The organism is Pseudomonas sp. TS_SC_3 (assembly GCF_056156225.1).
The window spans coordinates 3,355,583-3,374,305 of sequence record NZ_CM149586.1 but is presented as its reverse complement, the minus strand read 5'-3'; the positions used below and the strand labels follow the sequence as shown (position 1 = coordinate 3,374,305).

16 protein-coding genes are annotated in these 18,723 nt (G+C 61.3%); 13 read left to right on the top strand and 3 right to left on the bottom strand.

The window, feature by feature from the left end:
* Positions 1-64: 64 nt before the first annotated feature.
* From AC0J6G_RS15885 to AC0J6G_RS15860, 6 genes are all read left to right on the top strand, one after another.
* The gene (locus AC0J6G_RS15885) at positions 65-1,765 is read left to right on the top strand and encodes an L-lactate permease (RefSeq protein ID WP_475249318.1); all 1,701 of its coding nucleotides are present in this window, start codon (positions 65-67) and stop codon (positions 1,763-1,765) included.
* Positions 1,766-1,914: 149 nt separating this feature from the next.
* Positions 1,915-2,082 (top strand): rubredoxin, encoded by a 168-nt coding sequence (locus tag AC0J6G_RS15880; protein ID WP_475249316.1) that lies wholly within the window; start codon positions 1,915-1,917, stop codon positions 2,080-2,082.
* Between the two features lie 259 nt (positions 2,083-2,341).
* On the top strand, positions 2,342-3,490 hold the full coding sequence (locus tag AC0J6G_RS15875; RefSeq protein ID WP_475249314.1) for an NAD(P)/FAD-dependent oxidoreductase: 1,149 nt from the start codon (positions 2,342-2,344) through the stop codon (positions 3,488-3,490).
* 186 nt (positions 3,491-3,676) lie between these two features.
* Positions 3,677-3,949 (top strand): HU family DNA-binding protein, encoded by a 273-nt coding sequence (locus AC0J6G_RS15870; protein WP_475249312.1) that lies wholly within the window; start codon positions 3,677-3,679, stop codon positions 3,947-3,949.
* 139 nt (positions 3,950-4,088) lie between these two features.
* A complete protein-coding gene (locus AC0J6G_RS15865; protein ID WP_475249310.1) occupies positions 4,089-4,481 on the top strand; it encodes a helicase in 393 nt (130 codons plus the stop codon).
* A 79-nt stretch (positions 4,482-4,560) separates the two neighbouring features.
* The gene (locus tag AC0J6G_RS15860; protein WP_475249308.1) at positions 4,561-5,298 is read left to right on the top strand and encodes a hypothetical protein; all 738 of its coding nucleotides are present in this window, start codon (positions 4,561-4,563) and stop codon (positions 5,296-5,298) included.
* A gap of 55 nt (positions 5,299-5,353) precedes the next feature.
* Here AC0J6G_RS15860 and AC0J6G_RS15855 read toward each other — a convergent pair whose 3' ends face one another.
* From AC0J6G_RS15855 to AC0J6G_RS15845, 3 genes are all read right to left on the bottom strand, one after another.
* A complete protein-coding gene (locus AC0J6G_RS15855; RefSeq protein ID WP_475249306.1) occupies positions 5,354-6,760 on the bottom strand; it encodes an aminoacyl-tRNA deacylase and HDOD domain-containing protein in 1,407 nt (468 codons plus the stop codon).
* 90 nt (positions 6,761-6,850) lie between these two features.
* Positions 6,851-8,926, bottom strand: a complete 2,076-nt coding sequence (recG, locus tag AC0J6G_RS15850) for an ATP-dependent DNA helicase RecG (protein WP_475249304.1) — start codon at positions 8,924-8,926, stop codon at positions 6,851-6,853.
* Between the two features lie 8 nt (positions 8,927-8,934).
* Positions 8,935-9,861 (bottom strand): hydrogen peroxide-inducible genes activator, encoded by a 927-nt coding sequence (locus tag AC0J6G_RS15845; protein ID WP_475249302.1) that lies wholly within the window; start codon positions 9,859-9,861, stop codon positions 8,935-8,937.
* Between the two features lie 263 nt (positions 9,862-10,124).
* Between AC0J6G_RS15845 and AC0J6G_RS15840 the strand changes: the two genes are divergently transcribed.
* From AC0J6G_RS15840 to nuoH, 7 genes are all read left to right on the top strand, one after another.
* Complete coding sequence (locus AC0J6G_RS15840; RefSeq protein WP_475249300.1) at positions 10,125-10,538, top strand: NADH-quinone oxidoreductase subunit A; 414 nt, start codon at positions 10,125-10,127, stop codon at positions 10,536-10,538.
* A gap of 10 nt (positions 10,539-10,548) precedes the next feature.
* Positions 10,549-11,226, top strand: coding sequence for a NuoB/complex I 20 kDa subunit family protein (locus AC0J6G_RS15835; RefSeq protein WP_475249298.1), 678 nt, complete (start codon positions 10,549-10,551; stop codon positions 11,224-11,226).
* 56 nt (positions 11,227-11,282) lie between these two features.
* The gene (gene nuoC / locus AC0J6G_RS15830) at positions 11,283-13,064 is read left to right on the top strand and encodes an NADH-quinone oxidoreductase subunit C/D (protein ID WP_475249296.1); all 1,782 of its coding nucleotides are present in this window, start codon (positions 11,283-11,285) and stop codon (positions 13,062-13,064) included.
* Positions 13,061-13,561 (top strand): NADH-quinone oxidoreductase subunit NuoE, encoded by a 501-nt coding sequence (gene nuoE, locus AC0J6G_RS15825; protein WP_475253789.1) that lies wholly within the window; start codon positions 13,061-13,063, stop codon positions 13,559-13,561. The genes nuoC and nuoE overlap by 4 nt, the downstream gene beginning before the upstream one ends.
* Positions 13,558-14,913, top strand: a complete 1,356-nt coding sequence (gene nuoF, locus AC0J6G_RS15820) for an NADH-quinone oxidoreductase subunit NuoF (RefSeq protein ID WP_475249294.1) — start codon at positions 13,558-13,560, stop codon at positions 14,911-14,913. Before nuoE ends, nuoF begins: the two co-directional genes overlap by 4 nt.
* 95 nt (positions 14,914-15,008) lie before the next feature.
* Positions 15,009-17,729 carry an NADH-quinone oxidoreductase subunit NuoG gene (nuoG, locus tag AC0J6G_RS15815; protein WP_475249292.1) on the top strand — a complete coding sequence of 907 codons (2,721 nt, stop codon included), beginning with the start codon at positions 15,009-15,011 and terminating at the stop codon, positions 17,727-17,729.
* Positions 17,726-18,718, top strand: coding sequence for an NADH-quinone oxidoreductase subunit NuoH (gene nuoH / locus AC0J6G_RS15810; RefSeq protein WP_475249290.1), 993 nt, complete (start codon positions 17,726-17,728; stop codon positions 18,716-18,718). The genes nuoG and nuoH overlap by 4 nt, the downstream gene beginning before the upstream one ends.
* Positions 18,719-18,723: the final 5 nt, after the last annotated feature.

The following is an 18,723-nucleotide window of genomic DNA, read 5'->3' as shown; positions in this document are numbered from 1 at the left end:
CATATGCGTGGCGCCGGGGTAACCCGGAAAACTGTGGTTCACAAAAAAAACAAGGAACCAACCCATGAGTCAAACACTGCTGTCCATCTTGGCATTCGTGCCGCTGGTACTGGCGGGCGTGTTGCTGATCGGCTTTCGCTGGCCAGCCAAGTACGCCATGCCTGTTGTATTCCTACTGACGGCGCTGATCGGCCTGACAGCCTGGGATATGACATTTAACCGGGTCCTGGCTTCCACGCTGCAGGGTCTTATCCTCACCGCGGCGATCCTGTGGATTGTCTTCGGTGCCATCCTGCTGCTTAACACGCTCAAGCATTCCGGCGGCATCAGCTCGATTCGCCGCGGCTTTGCCAATATCAGCCCTGACCGTCGGGTGCAGGCGCTGATTGTGGCCTGGCTGTTCGGCTGCTTTATCGAGGGCGCTTCGGGCTTCGGCACACCGGCGGCGGTGGTTGCACCGCTGATGGTGGCGCTGGGCTTCCCGGCCATGGCCGCAGTGGTACTCGGTATGCTGGTGCAATCCACGCCGGTGTCCTTCGGCGCCGTGGGTACGCCGATCTTGGTGGGCGTTGGTGCGGGGCTTGATCAGGCGGGAATCGGTGCGCAACTGACAGCAGTCGGTAGCAACTGGGAGGTGTTCTTCCACCTGATCTTCTCGCGCGTGGCGATCATCCATGCCCTGTGCGGGATTCTCATGCCGCTGATCATGATCAGCATCATGACCCGCTTCTTCGGCAAGAACCAATCCTGGCGCGAAGGCCTGGCGATTGCGCCGTTTGCGATCTTTACCGGGCTTGCCTTTGTTATTCCGTATGCCGCTGCCGGTGTGTTCCTCGGCCCGGAATTCCCCTCGATGATCGGTGCTCTGGTGGGCCTGAGCATCGTGGTTCCGGCGGCCAAGGCAGGCTTTTTACTGCCCAAAACCAGCTGGGACTTCGCACCGGCCAGCGAGTGGCCTGCGGAGTGGATGGGCAAGCTTGAGATGAAACTCGACGACCTCACCGGCAAGAAGGCGATTTCCGTACCGATGGCGTGGGCACCCTATGTGCTGCTGGCCGTGGTGTTGGTGTTGTCGCGCACCGTTCCGGACCTGAAGGCCTGGTTGCTGTCGCTGAGTTTTGGCTGGAAGGACATCCTGGGGGAAACGGGCGTCTCCGGTACTCTGGAGCTGCTCTACCTGCCCGGCGGCCTGCTCTGTGTGGTATCGCTGATGACCTTCTTCCTGCACCGCATGCGCGTCAGCGAGTTGGTGGCGGCGGTGGGTGAGTCGAGCAAAACCCTGCTGGGGGCGGGCTTCGTGTTGATCTTCACCATTCCGATGGTGCGTATCCTGATCAACTCGGGGGTTAACGCCTCGGACCTGGTGTCGATGCCAGTGGCGATGGCGCGCTTGGTCGCAGACAGTGTCGGCGATGTGTACCCGCTCTTCGCGCCTGCAGTGGGTGCGCTGGGGGCCTTTATTGCCGGCTCCAACACCGTGTCCAACTTGATGCTGGCGCAGTTCCAGTTCAACACGGCGGAATTACTCGGTGTGTCGGGTGCATTGATGGTGGCGCTGCAATCGGTGGGCGCGGCGGCCGGTAACATGATCGCCATTCATAACGTGGTGGCGGCCTCGGCGACCGTGGGGCTGCTGGGGCGTGAAGGGGTGACCTTGCGCAAAACCATCCTGCCAACCCTGTACTACATCACCCTGGCCGGCATCATCGGCCTGATCAGCTTCTACATCCTGGGCATCACCGATCCGCTGCAAGCGGTTTCCTGAGCCCCATACGCTGCCCGCCAATTGGCGGGTAGCCTCTAACTGTGTTGAGCCAGCCGCTGAATGACAATCGTCGTTCGGCGGCTTGGCGTGCCTGTACAATTGCGCTAGCGTGCCCCGCGCAAGCCCGTTGAGATTCAGCAGAGGACGTTATGAAAAAGTGGCAATGTGTGGTTTGTGGACTGATTTACGACGAAAGCCAGGGCTGGCCTGATGACGGCATCGCCGCCGGTACGGCGTGGCAGGATGTCCCCGAAGACTGGCTGTGCCCCGACTGCGGCGTGGGTAAGCTGGATTTCGAAATGATCGAAATCGGCTAAGCGCCTGCCTCTGATTGGCTGCGCGTCGGTGACCCGCTGTTAACAATGGCCGAGCCCCAGCCCGCGCGATCTGAAACAGGTTCCACGTTCAGTAGACGGCGGCCCGAGGGTCGCCGTTTTGCGTGGTGATTGCGCAAACTAAAGACCCCGCGTGCGGCGTCGGCCAGCAGGGGCGAAATGAGCGAAATCGGCTGAGCCGAATGCCAGCCCTAAAATTGATTACGGCCGCACGCAGCGTACGGCCTGTGAGGAATGCAACATGAGTGCACCTGTCGTCATCGTCGGTACCGGCCTGGCCGGCTACAACCTGGCCCGCGAATTTCGCAAACTGGACAGCGAAACCCCGCTGCTGCTGATTACCGCTGACGACGGCCGCTCGTACTCCAAGCCGATGCTGTCCACCGGTTTTGCCAAAAACAAGGACGCCGATGGCCTGAGCATGGCCGAGCCGGGGGCCATGGCCGAGCAACTCAAGGCCGAAGTGCGCACCCACACGCGCATCAACGGTATAGACCCCGGCCACAAGCAACTGTGGGTCGGTGAAGAAGCCGTGCCGTACCGCGACCTGGTGCTGGCTGTGGGCGCTGAAGTGATTCGCGTGCCGGTACAAGGCGACGCCCAGGATGCCGTCTTCTCGATCAATGACCTGGAAGACTACGCACGTTTTCGTGCGGCAGCTGCCGGCAAGCAGCGTGTGTTGCTGCTAGGGGTTGGGTTGATCGGCTGTGAATTTGCCAATGACCTGATGCTGGGCGGCTATCAGGTTGAGTTGGTCGCGCCCTGCGAGCAGCTGATGCCGGGGCTGCTGCATTCGGCGGCCGCCGCTGCAGTGCAAGCTGGCCTCGAAGGGCTTGGCGCGCGCTTTCACCTCGGTCCGGTGCTGACCAGTCTGAACCACAAAGGCGATGCATTGGAGGCGCACCTGTCTGACGGCACGCTGATTGACTGTGATCTGGTGCTCTCGGCCGTGGGTCTGCGCCCGCGTATCGAACTGGCGGCCGCCGCCGGGCTGGCGGTCAATCGCGCGGTGGTGGTCGATCGTCAGCTGCGCACCTCGCACGCCAATATCTACGCCCTGGGCGACTGCGCCGAAGTCGATGGGCTCAATCTGCTTTATGTCATGCCGCTGATGACCAGTGCCCGCGCCTTGGCACAAACCCTGGCCGGTACCCCGACGGTGGTGACCTACGGGCCAATGCCTGTAACGGTGAAAACCCCGGTCTGCCCGCTAGTGGTCTCGCCGCCACCGCGCGGGCTGCACGGCGAGTGGCGCGTTGAGGGCAGCGGCGCCGATATCAAAGCACTCTGCCACGACAGCCATGGTGCATTGCTGGGCTATGCGCTCACCGGTACGGCTGTGCAGGAAAAATTGGCCCTGAATAAGCAGTTGCCCGCACTGTTGGCCTGAATAGCGGTGGTTCTGTCCGATATGCCACAAAGTTGCCCGGTTTAACTGTCGGGCAAGACTGGCGCAGGGCCCAATGGCATGCCATTCTCACCCGGCCCGCCGCAGCCTAGAGCTGCTGCCGCGCCTTGGTATCTGCTCGCGCAGAGCAGCCCGGACACAACAACAATAAACCGTAAAGAGGCATTTATGCGTAAACCGGAACTCGTCGCCGCCATCGCCGATAAGGCGGATCTGACCAAAGATCAGGCAAGCCGTGTACTTAATGCAGTACTTGAAGAAATCACCCACGCCCTGAACCGCAAGGACAGCGTGACCCTGGTGGGCTTCGGTACGTTTGTGCAACGCCACCGCGGCGCTCGCACCGGTAAAAACCCGCAAACCGGCGAGCCGGTCAAGATCAAGGCCAGCAACACCGTTGCCTTCAAGCCGGGCAAGTCCCTGAAAGATGCGGTCAACTGAGTCCTCAGGCCCGGAGCCTTTGGCTTCGGGCTGCACCACTCCGGCCAGCGTGTTCTCGCTCCCTTTTAGCCGGCTGTAGTCCTCGCCGCAAACCGCTACAATGCGCCGCCTTTTCCCTATTCTCTGTGAGGCCTTGCGCATGAAATTCCGTTTTCTTCTGTGGATGCTGGGCCGTCTGATGAGCAGGGCCAGCCGTGAAAATCCTGAATTCCAGAAACAGCTGGTCGGGCGTGACATGGTCTTTCAACTGCACACCCTGGACGGCAAAGTGGCCCGTCATTTCATCGTCAAAGACCAGCGCATCACCAGCAAGCGTGGCCCCGTCAGCGAGCCGGCGTTTGCCCTTGGCTTTAAGGATGCGGCCTATGGTTTTGCCACCATGAGCGCGAAGAACAAGCAGCTGGCCTTTATGCAGGGTATTCAGAACAAGGACATCCAGATCCAGGGCAACCCGGCGCTGGTGATCTGGTTCCAAGGGCTGACCAAATACCTGATGCCGAAGAAGAAAAACGCGGCCAAAAAAGCTGCCTGATCTGTCGCGGTGTGCGCCTAAGCTGGCCTGCGCGCACCGCATTCGCTAGGCTGAACAAAGCCCTAGTGAGAGTTTGCCCATGCGTCAGCTGCTGATTGCCCTGCTGTTTACCACCTCCCTTGCCCATGCCGCGCCTCCCAAAGCCGAAGCCTTTACGCCGTTATTCGAGCTGGCCGGCATTCGCTTGCTCTGCGAACAGAGCGCGCCGCTGCTGCAGCGTGGTCTGAGCGATAAACAGCAAACGCAGCAGGCTAAGGTATTTGCCGCCGATAGTCTGTGTCTCGATTTGGCCCAACGGCTGACCAGCCAGCTCGACCAAAGCCAGCTGCAACAGGCCCAGAGCCTGCTGGAAAGCCCACTGGCGCAAAGCTTTACCGCCGCCGAGCGCTCGGTTGGTGAGGGTGGCGCGGAAGGTCTGGCGGCTTATCGGCAACAACTGGCCAAGCGCCCGCCGCGTGAGGCGCGTCTGGCCCTGGTGCGGCGTCTCGATGCCGCTGCACACACCTCCAGGCTGGCCACTCTGTTGCGTTACGAAGTGGGTAAGACACAGGCGCTTCTGGCTTTGCAGAGCCGTGGCGAAAGCATCGACGAGGACGCCCTGAGCAGTCAGACCAAGGCCCAGGAAGACGCGCTGCGCGCCTCCAGTACCGAGGCGGTGGAGTCTTTTATGCTGTACGCCTACCGGCAGATACCGAGTGAGAAACTGGCTGAGTACGCTGCCCTTTATGAGCAGCCCGCTGTGGCCCAGTTGCTTGATCACAGCGTGCAGGTCCTGCCTGAGCTGTTCGCCGCGCGGCGTGCACAATTAAAACCATAGTCATGTGACTGAAACGACAAAGGGGCCCGTAGGCCCCTTTGTGCGTTCTGCCGCGTTAGTGCGCCGGGTGGAATTGCCCAGCCAGTTCACGCAGCGCGACCTCGGCGGCGAGCACCTTGCTCACGGCTTCCTCCGCTTTGTCGCGGCTGATCCCGAGGTTGTCGAACAGGCTTTGCGGGATTTCGCTCTGCGGGCCGTTACCGATGCCACGGTTTCGCAGCAGGCTAACCGATAGGCAAACCAGGTTTGGGTACACCGAATGCGCGCCGACGTAGTCGGGGTCATGCTGGAAGCGCAGCGCGCTGGTCAGCTCTTCCGGCATGTCCCAGTAGCGCATCAGCCAGGCCCCGATCTGCTCACGGCTGATGCCGAGCAGATGTTGCTCGATATAGCTGTGCGACAGGTGTGGGTTGACCTCCAGGTGCCGGCAAATCAACGAAAAATGCGGCGGGAAGACATGCGCCAGTACCAAGTAACCGAAGTTGTGCAGCAAGCCTGCCAGGTAGGTCAGGCCCGCCTCCGGGCGTTGCGCGCGCGGGATGGCGCGGGTCAGGCCCTCAATCACCGCCGCGCTGTAGATCGCCTGCTGCCAGTACGGCGTGGCCTGTTGCGGTTGGTCCTTGGGCAGGCTCAGGGTTTTACCCAGCGCCAGGCCGAGGGCCAGGTTGATCACCAGATCAAAGCCGAGTACGCGGACGATGGCATCTTCCACCGAGCGGATCTTACCGGGGGCGGCGTAATAAGGTGAGGCGGCCCAGCTGACCACCTGGGCGGCCAGGGCTGGATCGGTTTCGACCACGCCGGTGATGTCATCGACCGTGGCTTCCGGGTCGACGCGCAATTTGATGATTTTTTGCGCAGTTTCCGGCAGGGGGGGGATTTCGATGGTTTCTTCCAGGCGCTGCTGAATGCGCCGTGCGGTAAAGGCTTGCACCGCCAGGGTGATTTCCGCGCGGTCGTCGTCTGGGCGGTCGAGGTTCAGGCGGATATTGCTCAGCGGCTCACCAAAGCGCGCGGCGCTGGCTTTGCTCAGCAGGTTCTTGAAGGCCTCGCTGGTCAGCTCCAGCAGCACGTCGGGTTGGCCGGATTCGATATACAGGCTGGGCGCCTGCAGCAAGCGTTCGTCATACAGGCAGGGTGAGCTGGTCAGTGGTGGCAGCCCGGGCAGCACTTTCAGGCTGTGCTTGTCGAGCATGCGCGCTAAACGCTCTGGTTTCACCGCCGTCAGTTGGCGGCCGGTCAGCTCACTGAGGCGATTGAGATCCAGCAACTGGTTCTGCGCAAAGAGTACTAACAGCGCGCCCACGGCATCATCCAGCAACACGGCTTGTACGCGCTGTGCGGCGGGCAGGCTGGGTTGGTCGCGGCAGACTTGGTAGGCCAGGCCGAGCTTTTCCAGCAACTGCAAAATCACCGCTGGTGGGCGCGCAACGGTGTCGTTAGCAAGGGCAAGTTCAGTCATGGCGGTATCCGAAAGAGGCAGCAGTGCTTCGAGTATAAACAGCGAGCCGGTGAAAATGCGGCGCAGGTAGCGTTTGTCTTGTGCGCTGGATCACACCTGCCCGTATTGTTGACCGTGGCGTAACCAGCGTTCAAGTAGCGGGCTGGCGTGCTGCGGCCAGTGTTCCAGCAGCCTCTGTGCTGCATCGCGGACTGCGGGTAGCAGGTCGGCATCGCGCATCAGGTCGGCGACTTTAAATTGCAGCAGGCCCGTCTGGCGGGTGCCGAGCATCTCGCCGGGGCCGCGCAGTTCCAAATCTTTTTCGGCGATGACGAAGCCGTCGCAGGTTTCACGCATGATGGCCAAGCGCTGCCTGCCCAGTTGCGATAACGGTGCGTGATAGAGCAACAAACAATGGCTGGCTGCACTGCCACGGCCCACCCGGCCACGTAGCTGGTGCAGCTGCGCCAGGCCCAGGCGCTCTGGGTTCTCGATGATCATCAAGCTGGCGTTAGGCACGTCCACACCCACTTCGATCACCGTGGTGGCGACCAATAATTGCAGCCGCCCCTGTTTGAACTGATCCATCACCGCCGCTTTTTCTGCGGGCTTCATACGCCCGTGGATGAGCCCAACATTTAGCCCGCCCAGCGCCGCGGTCAGGTCGGCGAAGGTGGTTTCGGCGGCCTGGCAGGTTAACTCTTCAGATTCTTCAATCAGCGTGCACACCCAATAAGCCTGCCGCCCTTCATTGCAGGCCAGGCGCACGCGCTCGACCACTTCCAGACGGCGGCTGCCGGCAATTACCAGGGTGTTCACCGGGGTGCGGCCGGGCGGCAGCTCATCGAGAATCGAGGTGTCGAGGTCGGCGTAGGCGCTCATTGCCAGGGTTCGCGGGATCGGGGTGGCGGTCATGATCAGCTGGTGCGGGCACATACGCCCGCCAATGCCTTTCTGCCGTAAGGCTAGACGTTGCTGCACGCCGAAGCGGTGCTGCTCATCGATGATCACCAGCGCCAGCTTGGCAAAGCGCACTTCATCCTGAAACAGTGCGTGGGTGCCAACTACCATCGGCGCACCGCCAGCGATGTGTTCCAAGGCGCTGGCGCGAGCTTTGCCCTTGAGCTTGCCAGCTAGCCAGGCGACGTCCAGGCCCAACGGGGCGAGCCATTTACTGAAATTGATGAAGTGCTGCTCGGCAAGAATTTCGGTCGGCGCCATCAGCGCCACCTGATAACCGGCTTCCAGCGCTTGCAGCGCAGCAAAGGCCGCAACCACCGTTTTGCCGGCCCCTACATCACCTTGCACCAGACGCAGCATGGGTTCGTGTTGGCTGAGGTCGTAGGCGATTTCTGCGCCGACCCGCTGTTGCGCGCCGGTGGGGGTAAAGCCCAGATTCGCCAGGTACTGCTGCGGCAGCCTTTGCGCCGGGGGCATGGCCGGTGCCTGTTGCGCCCTTACACTTTCGCGTAGGCGTTGCAGGGACAATTGGTGGGTCAGCAATTCCTCGAAAGCCAGGCGGTGTTGCGCCCAGTGGCGGCCTTCGGCGAGTTCTTCCAGATCGGCATCGGGCGGCGGCCGGTGCAGGTAACGGATGGCTTGGTCGAGCGGGCTGAGCTGGTAATCGTCGGCCAGTTCGCGCGGCAGCCAATCCGGCAGGCTGTGCGGGCCGAGGCGCGCCAGGGCTTGTTCACTGAGCTGGCGCAGGCGTTGCTGGGTCAGGCCTTCGGTGGTGGGGTAAATCGGTGTAAGTGTTTGCTCCACGGCAATCGGTTCGTTACCAGACAGCGCGCGGTATTCCGGGTGATAAATCTCCAGACCCGATGAACCAGGGCGCACCTCGCCGTAGCAGCGCACCTGGGTGCCGCGTTTAAGGCCTTCTTTTTGCGCCTGACTGAAGTGGTAGAAGCGCAAAGACAGCGTGCCGCTGCCGTCCTGCAGGCGCACCAACAGGCTGCGCCGTCGCCCCATGACCACATCGGCGCCGGTGACGATGCCCTCCACCACCGCGTCTTGCCCAGGGCGCAGCGCACCAATCGGTACAATGCGGGTGCGGTCCTGATAGCGCAGCGGCAAGTGGAACAGCACGTCCTGCAGGGTTTCCAGGCCGACCTTGGCCAGTTTTTCAGCCAGGGCTGCACCCACGCCTTTCAGCGCGGTGACAGAAACCGCGGCCAGTTCGGTCATAGTCTGTTTTAGCTGCTCTTGGGCAGTGGTTTGGCCACCGAACACAGGCGGATAGAGTCGGTCAGCACTTCAATGGCATTCGGCCGCGGGAAGCTGGCGCGCCAAGCGATAGCAACGGTGCGGAACGGCGCCGGCGCGCTGAGTGGGCGCACTTCAATGATCCCGGGGGCGTAATGGTGGCTGTCGACTGCAGAGAACGGCAGGATCGACACGCCAAGGCCTGAGGCAACCATGTGGCGGATGGTTTCCAGCGAGCTGGATTCCACGGTGGTGTGTTTGGCGCTGTCTTCACCTCCCTTACGCAGGGTGGGGCAGGCTTCCAGCACCTGGTCGCGGAAGCAGTGACCTTCGCCCAGTAACAGCAGGCTTTTGTCATTCAGCAGTTTGCTGTCGATGGTTTTCATCGCGGTCCACGGGTGGCCGGCCGGGAGCAGGGCGTAGAACGGCTCGTCGTACAGCGGCTTGGTCAGCACATCGGCCTCATGGAACGGCAGGGCGATGATGATCGCGTCCAGCTCACCGTTACGCAGCTTGTCGCGTAGCACGTGGGTGAAGTTTTCCTCGATATACAGCGGCATGTCCGGCGCGACCCGGTGCAACTGCGGAATCAGATGAGGAAAGAGGTAGGGGCCAACCGTATAAATCGCGCCGATTTTTAGCGGCGCCGCCATCTGGTTTTTGCCAGCCTGGGCCAGTTCACGGATGCTCTGGGCCTGCTCCAGCACCTTCTGCGCTTGGGTGACAATGCCCTCGCCGACAGGCGTCAGACGCACAGCACTCTTGCTGCGCTCAAAGATCAGCACACCCAGTTCATCTTCGAGCTTCTTCACGCCAACTGACAGCGTCGGCTGGCTGACGTGACAGCGTTCGGCGGCGCGGCCGAAGTGCTGTTCCTGAGCGAGGGTGACTATGTAGCGCAGTTCAGTGAGGGTCATAGTCTTTATCCATTGAGATGCAGCCAAGCATAGCGGCTGTCTTCAATGGAACCAACTATTGATCCGATTCTGTGGCACGGGCTAAAGCACGGCTAGGCGTAACGATTGTCTACATGTTAATGTTGTTTTGTGAACAAAAAATATTTAGTTACTAGTCTGTTGTGCGCATAGAATTGCGGCCATACTTCGCCAGCGCCCCCAACCGGGTTGTGCACTCGCCACAATAAAACTATTAGCCGTTCCTTTATCCAAGGAGTACCGGCATGCCTGATGCGGTAGCGACCATGTCCCATAACTGGGCTTTTGCTGTGTTTTTGCTCGGAGTATTCGGGCTGATTGCCTTTATGCTTGGCCTATCCAGCTTGCTGGGTAGTAAGGCGTGGGGACGCAGTAAGAACGAACCTTTTGAGTCCGGTATGTTGCCCGTCGGCAGTGCGCATCTGCGCTTGTCAGCCAAATTCTATCTGGTCGCGATGCTCTTCGTGATCTTCGACGTTGAAGCCCTCTTTCTCTTCGCTTGGGCAGTCTCGGTGCGCGAAAGCGGCTGGGCTGGTTTGATCGAAGCTACAGTCTTTATAGCAATTCTGTTGGCAGGTCTTGTCTACCTTTGGCGGATCGGGGCGCTCGATTGGGCTCCTCAGGGTCGTCGTGAGCGGCAGGCGAAGCTAAAACAATGAGGCTTTGGCGATGCAATACAAACTTACTCGGATCGATCCGAATGCGCCTAACGAGCGCTATCCGGTCGGCGAGCGGGAGACGGTTTCCGACCCGCTGCTAGACGATCAAGTCCACAAGAACATCTACATGGGCAAGCTCTCGGATGTTCTCAGTGGCGCAGTGAACTGGGGGCGCAAGAACTCCCTGTGGCCCTATAACTTCGGCCTGTCCTGCTGCTATGTGGAAATGACCACCGCCTTTACCGCGCCGCATGACGTTGCGCGTTTCGGTGCGGAAGTGATTCGAGCCTCCCCACGCCAGGCGGACTTCATGGTCATCGCCGGCACCTGCTTTATCAAGATGGCTCCGGTCATCCAGCGTCTGTACGAGCAGATGCTGGAACCCAAGTGGGTGATCTCGATGGGCTCCTGCGCCAACTCCGGCGGCATGTACGACATCTACTCTGTGGTCCAGGGAGTCGATAAGTTCCTGCCGGTCGACGTCTATATTCCCGGCTGCCCGCCCCGTCCCGAGGCATTTCTGCAGGGCTTGATGCTGTTGCAGGAATCCATCGGTCAGGAGCGCCGGCCGTTGTCCTGGGTAGTCGGTGATCAGGGTGTTTACCGTGCCGACATGCCTTCGCAGAAAGAACAGCGTCGCGAGCAGCGGATCGCCGTGACCAATCTGCGTAGCCCCGACGAAGTGTGAGCCTGGGCTCATTTGAGCCCGCCTACTGACGCCGTTGACCGATAGCGACCGAGATCATGACTGCAGACAGCATTCTGTCCATACCGCCGTACAAGGCTGACGACCACGATGTGGTCGTCGAATTACATTCCCGTTTTGGCGCTGATGCCTTTACCGCACAGAGCACTCGCACTGGCATGCCGGTGTTGTGGGTGGCTCGCGAGCGACTGGTCGAGGTTCTGACCTTCCTGCGTAACCTGCCGCGCCCCTACGTCATGTTGTATGACCTGCATGGTGTCGACGAGCGCCTGCGCACGCAGCGGCGTGGCTTGCCCGGCGCGGATTTCACCGTGTTCTACCACCTGATGTCGCTGGAGCGAAACAGCGACATCATGATCAAGGTGGCGCTGAGTGAGCGCGACCTGAACATGCCCAGCGTTATCAGCATCTGGCCCAATGCCAACTGGTACGAGCGTGAAGTGTGGGACCTCTACGGCATTCATTTCACCGGCCACCCGCACCTGACGCGGATCATGATGCCGCCGACCTGGGAAGGTCACCCGCTGCGCAAAGATTACCCGGCGCGCGCCACTGAATTCGACCCGTTCAGCCTGACCCTGGCCAAGCAGCAGCACGAAGAAGAAGCTGCGCGCTTTAAACCGGAAGACTGGGGGATGAAGCGTGGCAGCGAGCACGAGGACTACATGTTCCTCAACCTCGGCCCCAACCACCCCTCTGCCCACGGTGCGTTCCGCATCATTTTGCAGCTCGACGGTGAAGAGATCGTCGACTGCGTGCCGGAAATTGGCTACCACCACCGTGGCGCCGAGAAGATGGCTGAACGCCAAAGCTGGCACAGCTTTATTCCCTACACCGACCGCATCGACTACCTCGGCGGGGTGATGAACAACCTGCCGTATGTGCTGGCCGTAGAGAAACTCGCCGGCATCACCGTGCCGCAAAAGGTCGATGTGATTCGCATCATGATGGCCGAGTTCTTCCGCATCACCAGCCATCTGCTGTTCCTCGGCACCTATATCCAGGACGTCGGGGCGATGACCCCGGTGTTCTTTACCTTCACCGACCGTCAGCGTGCTTACAAAGTGATCGAAGCCATCACCGGCTTCCGTCTGCACCCGGCCTGGTACCGCATCGGTGGTGTCGCTCACGACCTGCCGCGCGGCTGGGATCGTTTGGTTAAGGAGTTTGTCGACTGGCTGCCCAAGCGCCTCGACGAGTACGAGAAGGCTGCACTGCAGAACAGCATCCTCAAGGCGCGGACCATTGGTGTGGCGCAATACACCACCCAGGAAGCGCTGGCGTGGGGCACCACCGGTGCCGGCCTGCGCGCCACTGGCTGCGACTTCGACCTGCGCAAGGCGCGGCCGTATTCCGGCTACGAGAACTTCGAGTTCGAAGTGCCGCTGGCTGTGAATGGCGATGCCTATGACCGCTGCATGGTGCGTGTGGAAGAGATGCGTCAGAGCATCAAGATCATCGACCAATGCATGCGCAACATGCCGGCGGGTGCGTACAAGGCCGACCATCCGCTGACCACGCCGCCGCCTAAAGAGCGCACGTTGCAGCACATCGAAACCCTGATCACCCACTTCCTGCAGGTGTCGTGGGGCCCGGTGATGCCAGCCAATGAGAGCTTCCAGATGATCGAGGCGACCAAGGGCATCAACAGTTATTACCTGACCAGCGACGGCAGCACCATGAGCTATCGCACGCGCATTCGTACGCCGAGCTTCCCACACCTGCAGCAAATCCCTTCGGTGATTCGCGGCAGCATGGTCGCCGACCTCATCGCGTATTTGGGCAGTATCGACTTTGTTATGGCTGACGTGGACCGCTGATGATGAGCACACTTATTCAGACTGATCGTTTCATCCTCAGCGAAGCCGAACATGCGGCCATCGAGCACGAGATGCACCACTACGAAGACCCGCGTGCGGCGTCGATCGAAGCGCTGAAAATCGTGCAGAAGGCCCGTGGCTGGGTGCCGGATGGTGCAGCTGATGCCATCGGCGAAATCCTCGGTATTCCCGCCAGCGATGTCGAAGGCGTGGCCACCTTCTATAGTCAGATTTTCCGTCAGCCGGTAGGCCGCCACATCATCCGCGTGTGCGACAGCATGACCTGTTACATCGGCGGGCATGAGTCGGTCGTCGCCGAAATGCACAAGCAGCTCGGTATCGGCCTCGGCGAGACCACCAGCGACAGCCGCTTTACCTTGCTGCCGGTGTGCTGCCTGGGTAACTGCGACAAGGCCCCGGCGCTGATGATCGACGACGACACCTTTGGCGACGTGCAACCTGACGGCGTCGCCAAACTGCTGGAGGCCTACGTATGAGCATCAAAACGCTGACGTCCATTGGCCCGGCCAACACCATTGCCCGCAGCGAAGAAAGCCACCCGCTGACCTGGCGCCTGCGTGATGACGCCCAACCGGTGTGGCTGGCTGAATACCAGCAAAAGAACGGCTACGCCGCTGCACGCAAAGCACTGAGTGAAATGGCCCAGGCCGATATTGTGCAGACCGTTAAGGATTCCGGCCTCAAGGGCCGCGGTGGCGCCGGCTTTCCCACCGGGGTGAAGTGGGGGCTGATGCCCGCAGACGAATCCATGAACATCCGCTACCTGCTGTGCAACGCGGATGAGATGGAGCCCAACACCTGGAAAGACCGCATGCTGATGGAGCAGCTGCCGCACCTGCTGGTCGAGGGCATGCTGATTTCCGCACGGGCGCTAAAGGCGTATCGCGGCTACATCTTCCTGCGCGGCGAGTACGTCGATGCGGCGACGAATCTGAATCGCGCCATTGACGAAGCCAAGGCCGCCGGCTTATTGGGCAAGAACATCCTCGGCAGCGGTTTCGATTTTGAGCTGTTCGTGCACACCGGTGCCGGCCGTTATATCTGCGGTGAAGAAACCGCGCTGATCAACTCCCTCGAAGGCCGTCGTGCCAACCCGCGTGCCAAGCCGCCGTTCCCGGCCGCCGTCGGCGTGTGGGGCAAGCCGACCTGCGTCAACAACGTCGAGACCCTGTGCAACGTGCCGGCCATCGTTGGCAACGGCGTGGATTGGTACAAGAGCCTGGCCCGCCCGGAGAGTGAAGACCACGGCACCAAGCTGATGGGCTTCTCCGGCAAGGTGAAGAGCCCTGGCCTGTGGGAGCTGCCCTTTGGCGTCAGCGCCCGCGAGCTGTTCGAGGACTACGCCGGCGGCATGCGTGACGGCTACACCTTGAAATGCTGGCAACCCGGCGGTGCCGGTACCGGTTTCCTGCTGCCCGAGCACCTGGATGCGCTGATGTATGCCGGCGGTATCGGCAAGGTCGGCACGCGCATGGGCACCGGTTTGGCACTGGCGGTGGACGACAGCATCAGCATGGTTTCGCTGCTGCGCAATATGGAAGAGTTCTTCGCCCGCGAGTCTTGCGGCTGGTGCACGCCATGCCGCGACGGTCTGCCCTGGAGCGTGAAAATTCTCCGCGCCCTGGAGCGCAAGCAGGGCAGCGCCGAAGACATCCATACCCTACTGGGACTGGTCAACTTCCTCGGCCCGGGCAAAACCTTCTGCGCCCATGCACCGGGTGCGGTTGAGCCGCTGGGCAGTGCGATCAAGTATTTCCGCTCGGAGTTTGAGGCTGGCGTGGCCAACCCGAGTGCTCCGGCGACGACGGGGCAATTCGTCCCCGCGTAAAACAATGGCGCTCTGGCGGCCACTGACCTGGCCCCGCAGCACAACGTGATTCCATTAGCCAAACCCGCTTCGGCGGGGAAGAAGAAACCTGAACCATGGCCACTATCCACGTAGACGGCAAAGATTTCGAAGTCGATGGGGCGGACAACCTGCTGCAGGCCTGCCTGTCCCTCGGCCTCGATATCCCTTACTTCTGCTGGCACCCGGCGCTCGGTAGCGTCGGTGCCTGCCGCCAGTGCGCGGTCAAGCAGTACAGCGATGAAAACGATACGCGCGGGCGCATCGTCATGTCCTGCATGACGCCGGCCACCGACAACACCTGGATCAGCATCGACGATGCAGAATCCAAGGCGTTTCGCGCCAGTGTCGTCGAGTGGCTGATGACCAACCACCCGCACGACTGTCCGGTGTGCGAGGAGGGCGGCCACTGCCACCTGCAAGACATGACGGTGATGACCGGCCACAACCAGCGCCGTTATCGCTTCAGCAAGCGCACCCACCAGAATCAGCAGCTTGGGCCGTTTATCTCTCATGAGATGAACCGCTGCATCGCCTGCTATCGCTGCGTGCGTTACTACAAGGACTACGCCGGCGGCACCGATTTGGGCGTGTACGGCGCGCACGACAACGTGTACTTCGGTCGGGTCGAAGACGGCGTGCTGGAAAGCGAGTTCTCCGGCAACCTGGTCGAGGTCTGCCCGACCGGTGTGTTCACCGACAAGACCCACTCCGAGCGCTACAACCGCAAGTGGGACATGCAGTTTGCCCCGAGCATCTGTCATGGCTGCGCCAGCGGCTGCAACACCAGCCCCGGCGAGCGTTACGGCGAGCTGCGACGCATCGAGAACCGCTTCAACGGCGATGTGAACCAGTATTTCCTCTGCGACCGTGGGCGTTTCGGTTACGGCTACGTCAACCGAACGGATCGTCCGCGTCAGCCGCTGCTGGTGAATAAAGACGGTGGCGAAAAACTCGGCATCGACGCCGCGCTGGACAAGGCCGCCGAGCTGCTCAAGGGCAAACACCTAATCGGCATCGGTTCGCCGCGCGCCAGCCTGGAAAGCAACTTTGCCCTGCGTGAGCTGGTCGGCGAGGCCAACTTCTATTCCGGTATCGCTGCAGCCGAGCTGGACAATATCCGTCTGATCCGCGACATCCTGCAGAACGGCCCGCTGCCGGTGCCGACTCTGCGTGAAGTTGAACTGCATGACGCGGTGTTTATCCTCGGTGAAGACCTGACCCAGACCGCCGCGCGCTTGGCCCTGGCCCTGCGTCAGACGGTCAAGGGCAAGGCCACTGAAATCGCCGCCTCGATGAAGATTCAGGACTGGCACATGGCGGCCGTGCAAAACGTCGCCCAGGACGCGCTGCATCCGCTGTTTATCGCCAGCGTCACCGCCACGCGCCTGGATGATATTGCCGAAGCCTGCGTGCATGCGGCACCGGCCGACCTGGCGCGTATCGGTTTCGCTGTGGCCCACGCCATCGACCCGAGCGCACCAGCGGTTAATGGTCTGGATGCCGATGTTGGCGAACTGGTGCAGTTGATTGCCGAAGCGCTGCTTGAAGCCAAGCGTCCGCTGATCGTCTCTGGTGCCTCTTTGGGTGAGAAGAGCCTGATCGAAGCCGCAGCGAATATCGCCAGCGCGCTGAAGAATCGCGAAAAGAACGCCTCCATCAGCCTGGTAGTGCCGGAAGCCAACAGCATGGGCTTGGCCCTGCTTGGTGGCGAGTCCGTCGATGCGGCGCTGCAGGCGCTGACGTCCGGCCAGGCCGATGCCGTGATCGTGCTGGAAAACGACCTCTATCGTCGCGCCGATGCAGCGCAGGTGGATGCCGCTTTGACGGCTGCCAAATTGGTGATCGTCGCCGACCATCAGCACACCGCCACTAGCGAAAAAGCCCACCTGCTGCTGCCAGTGGCCAGCTTCGCCGAAGGCGATGGCACCCTGGTCAGTTTTGAAGGCCGCGCCCAGCGCTTCTTCCAGGTGTTCGAACCGAGCTACTACGACGCCACTATTCTTATCCGCGAAGGCTGGCGCTGGCTGCATGCCTTGCACAGCACGCTACAGGGCAAGCCGCTCGACTGGACCCAGCTGGATGCGGTGACCGCCGCCGTGGCCGCGAGCAACAGCCTGCTGGCTCGCATCGGCGAAGCTGCGCCAAACGCCACGTTCCGCATCAAGGGCCTCAAGCTGGCCCGCGAACCGCACCGTTACAGCGGTCGCACCGCCATGCGCGCCAATATCAGCGTGCACGAGCCGCGTCAGCCGCAGGATCAGGACTCGGCCTTTGCCTTCTCCATGGAAGGTTATTCCGGCAGCCAGGAAGATCGTCAGCAGATTCCATTCGCCTGGTCGCCGGGCTGGAACTCGCCGCAGGCCTGGAACAAGTTTCAGGACGAAGTCGGCGGCCATTTGCGTGCTGGTGACCCCGGCGTGCGTCTGTTGGATACCAAAGGTGTGGCATTGCCTTGGTTCAGCGCACCGGCCGCCTTTAACCCGGCTCCAGGTACCTTGCAGGCCGTGGCCTTGCACCACCTGTTCGGCAGTGAGGAAACCTCGGCCGGTGCCGCGCCGCTGCAAGAGCGCATTCCCGCACCTTACGCGCTGCTGGCCAAGGCCGAAGCGGATCGGCTGGGTGTGCATGACGGCGCGCTGTTGAGTCTGACAGTCGCCGGGCAGACCCTGCGCCTGCCGCTGCAGATCACCGAAGAGCTGGCCGTCGGTGTGGTTGGTCTGCCGGTCGGCTTGGCCGGTATGCCGGCGCTGGTCGCAGGTAGCCTGGTCACCCGCATTGAGGAGGCCGCGCAATGAGTTGGCTGACCCCCGAAGTGCTGGACGTGCTGATTGCGGTGCTCAAGGCCATCGTGATTCTGCTGGTGGTGGTGGTCTGCGGTGCGCTGCTGAGCTTTGTTGAGCGGCGCCTGCTGGGTTGGTGGCAGGACCGCTACGGCCCCAACCGGGTTGGGCCGTTCGGCATGTTTCAGATCGCGGCGGATATGATCAAGATGTTCTTCAAGGAGGACTGGACGCCGCCGTTCGCCGACAAGTTCATCTTTATCCTGGCGCCGATGATTGCCTTCTCCGCCATGCTGATGGCGTTCGCAATCATCCCCATCACCCCGACGTGGGGCGTGGCAGACCTGAATATCGGCATTCTGTTCTTCTTCGCCATGGCCGGTTTGTCGGTGTACGCCGTACTGTTTGCCGGCTGGGCCAGTAACAACAAGTTCGCCCTGCTCGGTGCGCTGCGCGCCTCGGCGCAGACGGTGTCCTACGAGGTGTTTCTGGCGCTGGCGCTGATGGGCGTAGTGGCTCAGGTCGGTTCGTTCAACATGCGCGACATCGTTGATTACCAGGCCGAGAACCTGTGGTTCATCATTCCGCAGTTCTTTGGCTTTTGTACCTTCTTTGTGGCCGCTGTGGCCGTGACTCACCGTCACCCCTTCGACCAGCCGGAAGCGGAACAAGAGCTGGCTGATGGCTACCACATTGAATATGCCGGGATGAAATGGGGCATGTTCTTCGTCGGTGAATATGTCGCCATCGTTACGGTGTCGGCGTTGCTGGTCACGCTGTTCTTTGGCGGCTGGCACGGCCCGTTCGATCTTCTGCCGCAGATTCCATTCTTCTGGTTCGCGCTGAAAACCTGCTTCTTCATCATGATTTTCATCCTGTTGCGCGCCTCGATTCCGCGCCCACGGTATGACCAAGTTATGGCCTTCAGCTGGAAGTTCTGCCTGCCGCTGACCCTGATCAACCTGCTGGTGACCGGCGCACTTGTGCTGGCCGCGGCCCAGTAAGGAGA